The following is a 3,538-nucleotide window of genomic DNA, read 5'->3' on the forward strand; positions in this document are numbered from 1 at the left end:
AAATGTCCCACGGGCAGAGACGTTCTACCCCGGCTACTGTTATAATAAAACCATATAAAAAATGGTCAACCAGAAATATCTGGTTAACCTTATATTACGAAAGGGTGCGTTTCTTCAAGAAGGAGATCGGACCCTTTTTGTTGAAGAATAGGGGCGGTAATGTTGAATAAGAATTCTAAGAGAAAAGAACTTTTCAGAAGTAACTAAATTGGGTATACCGATGAGAACATTGGAGTTATTCAGTAATAATATTTGAACTCAAAGGAGGATTATAATGGGTAAGAAAAAGTACCCTGAAATTGTAAAATCTAGATTCTGCCGGTATTTCAATGGAGATAGGGTTCACTTATTCAGAGATCAAACAGTAATTACTTTTGGCAATTCAGATATAAAAATAGGTTCTGCAATTATGACTAATCCGGGCGGTTACGAATTGGAAAGCCACAAAGACTGGGTAGACTTCAAAAATGGGAAGGGGGAATATGACTATTTGGAAGGGGAAGATATTCGGATAAAACAATGGAGATAATCATCGATGTCGTCCGATCAGCTTACTATAGGGTGTACGGAAAAATGCCAGCTGGATACCTTCCTATCTATAACCATTCGAACCTTGTTGAAACCGATAGCAAAAGAGTGGAAGGAGTCCACACTAGTCTCCTCGAAGAACTAAAAAAATCAAAGAAAGAGTATAAATTACTAGATTCTAATGTTTATGACAAAAAAATCAGAAAAGAATGGTTTCTAGATTCTCCTTTTGTAATCGCAGGATTAGCAAAATCAGTCTTCCGCAGGGAGACGGTTGAACTGCAAAAGTGGATTAATGATCAAAAACTTATCAACACGATATACTCCCTTGAAAACGGGAGATGGTCACATCCAACCAGATGGTTTTCTCGCCCCCCCTTAAAGAACAGGCTACTCAAAACCTGGCTGTCTGTCTCGAAAAGAAAAATCGAAATATTCAGCGATATTAACATTAAAAACCCTGAAATTGCAATCAACATCCTTTAAATGCAAGGAGAGATGAAAGTGACGCTTATAGCAAAGGTCCACGCCTACCTGTTTAGTAATGGGAGTGGATACTCTAATTCAATTAACTCGTGATCATTTATCTACTGAGATTATTGGTGTAGGTGAGATTCAAAAGTTATTTTATCTTTCAAAAACAAATGCCGGTATCTTTGTAATAGGGCGGGCGAGCTGGTTGGGAAGGAAAATCAATCAAAGAAATTTCACAGGAATTTGCTACTACTATTGACACCAGTTTTACACAAAAGGATGTTGCAGAGCATTTCGACACTTATATAAGAAAGAGGTATACCCGGTTAAATACTTGATTACATTTAGCCGCGTATACAAATGACAATCCTTTTTATGTATAGTATTCCTTGCTATATGACTTGGACAAGGTAACTATGAATGAGGAATCGAAGCAATATTAAAGACCTGTAAACAGTGAACATTCCTCTGATACACAGCGTTTAATGCATAGCGAAAGTGTCCTCATAGATAATATTCCCCTCGCTAGATAAAGCAACTATTGATGTTATTTCATCACTTCCACCGACATTAATTTCTGTAAATGTTTCTTGTTCTTTTCCAAGCATTATAGCAGAGGTATAGTTATTATCATAGTTAACGAGAATTTTTGAGATGTCTTCATGATGAATATAACCAACTGAAATGCGAAGAGTTCTTTCTACCTCGGTAGGAGTACCACCTGAATAATGAAAAACAGAAAATGGTTGTTCATCTGTGATCTCATTAATAACAAAGTCATGAAATTCATATTTATCTTTATCTGTACGATTTGCAGTTAGAAATCCATATTTATTCTTTTTCTGACTTTCATTATTTTCTAGTAAGAAAGTAGTTATACTTATATTTTCAATATTATTTACTTCTGTAATATTTATTTTGTAATCATCCAGAGTAATATCAGTTTCGTTTTCTATTGCTGTAATTAACAATTCATCTACTGATTCTTTAAGTAGTTCCCCATTTAAAACGGTATATGCGGAGGACTCTTCTGCTGAATCCGAATTCAAATTACATGCTGCTAAAAATAATGTTCCAATTGTCACAACAAATAATAATATTATACGGTTCATTTTCTTCACCTCAATTATTTTTACATTCATTTAAAGTTTTTTTGAAATTAATTAAAAATACATTAACTTCTTTATTTTGCCATTTAGTAGAAAAGCTAGTAGCACTTTTTTTAATTAATTTTTCTATTTGTCCTGGATTAAGATTTTTATCATTACAATTTCCAATGACTTTCGCCACTAAAGACGTAACAAAAGGTGTTGAAACAGAAGTTCCTACATAGTTGTCTAAACTATTGTGTGAAGCACCTAAAGAATAAACGTTTTCCCCTGGGGCCCATACATCAATTGTATCATTATAAGTACTTGAAGCTAATACATCATTTGACATATTTAATGCTCCTACCGAAATTAAACCTGGTATTTCGAATGAAGCCGGATAATACTTGTCATTATCCCCAAAATTCCCGCCGGAAGCCACTATAACAATATCTTCATTGATAGCATTCAATACAGCATTATATAATTCTTCGTCATACATGTTAGTTGCCAAACTTATATTAATTACATCAACATCATTTTCACGAAGCTCATTTATTGCTAACGTTAAATTTTCAACTTTAAGTTTTTCTGAAGGTAAGTCATATACGTATAAGCTTAATCCTGGGATAACACCCGAAAAATCATTTATTTCATTTGCTTTTGCTGATATAATGCCCGATATGGTAGTTCCGTGTTGGTCTTTAGTTTGATTACCAATTTGGTTCATAGATATTAGATTTAAATTAGGATGTTTTAAATCAAACCCCGTGTCTATGATACCTACCTTTAACTCGCTATTGAATTCTAACTTGTTAATACCAGGCTCGAGATTCAATAGTTCATATATATCCTGATTATAGCCAATATGTTGTTCTTGGGATATATTATGTGAGCAACTTGTTAGAGAAATTATTATTAAAATATAAACTATTATTTTTTTCATAACTATACAACCTTATTATTATAGGAACTTGAATACACTCTATGAGTATATACAAGTTCCTATTTCATTTAGTAGTAATGACCAGCTGAATAATAGACTCCATATGCACCCATGGTCTTTGACGGCATTCTAACCGCTTCTACTATTGCATACTGATGCCAGCCGTTACCCGCATTAATACTGATGCTTAAACCTTCGAATCCAGCACTAAAACTGCCAGAAACTTCAAACATAATATCTGTGTACCCTTGAACAACATGCCAGTCTCTTGCCCAACCTCTCTGGTAATTTGAACGGTATTCTTTATCAACTTTTACTACCCCAGCATAAGAAGATGCCCCACTATCGGAAACAAAGTCGATTGTTGTATCTGACTTACCGCCAAACTTCCATTTTAGGTAAACGTCAAATAATCCACACCTAGTTTTAGATGTGGACTATTGTTATGATTTATTTAGTTTTATTTGGTACACGACATTCCGCTGGAATGGACGGTGACCAA

The 3,538-nt window shown here is 34.3% G+C and carries 4 protein-coding genes; 2 read left to right on the forward strand and 2 right to left on the reverse strand.

All coding sequences use genetic code 11. From position 1 onward, the window contains the following. The first annotated feature begins 274 nt into the window (after positions 1-274). Positions 275-529, forward strand: a complete 255-nt coding sequence (locus ACFSBH_RS12455; protein WP_379597793.1) for a hypothetical protein — start codon at positions 275-277, stop codon at positions 527-529. Further along, positions 520-1,014, forward strand: a complete 495-nt coding sequence (locus tag ACFSBH_RS12460; RefSeq protein WP_379597795.1) for a hypothetical protein — start codon at positions 520-522, stop codon at positions 1,012-1,014. Before ACFSBH_RS12455 ends, ACFSBH_RS12460 begins: the two co-directional genes overlap by 10 nt. Before the next feature lie 470 nt (positions 1,015-1,484). Here the strand turns inward: ACFSBH_RS12460 and ACFSBH_RS12465 are convergent, their stop codons facing one another. Then, positions 1,485-2,087, reverse strand: a complete 603-nt coding sequence (locus ACFSBH_RS12465) for a hypothetical protein (protein WP_379597797.1) — start codon at positions 2,085-2,087, stop codon at positions 1,485-1,487. 37 nt (positions 2,088-2,124) lie between these two features. Then, on the reverse strand, positions 2,125-3,036 hold the full coding sequence (locus ACFSBH_RS12470) for a S8 family peptidase (RefSeq protein ID WP_379597799.1): 912 nt from the start codon (positions 3,034-3,036) through the stop codon (positions 2,125-2,127). Positions 3,037-3,538: the final 502 nt, after the last annotated feature.

Origin of the sequence: Oceanobacillus luteolus (assembly GCF_042678205.1) — a bacterium.
Taxonomy (GTDB): Bacteria; Bacillota; Bacilli; order Bacillales; family Amphibacillaceae; genus Oceanobacillus; species Oceanobacillus luteolus.

Excerpts from the sequence above, each read along its gene's own strand:
- ACFSBH_RS12455 (WP_379597793.1), top strand. The coding sequence starts at position 275 with ATGGGTAAGAAAAAGTACCCTGAAATTGTAAAATCTAGATTCTGCCGG.
- ACFSBH_RS12460 (WP_379597795.1), top strand. The coding sequence starts at position 520 with ATGGAGATAATCATCGATGTCGTCCGATCAGCTTACTATAGGGTGTAC.
- ACFSBH_RS12470 (WP_379597799.1), bottom strand. The coding sequence starts at position 3,036 with ATGAAAAAAATAATAGTTTATATTTTAATAATAATTTCTCTAACAAGT.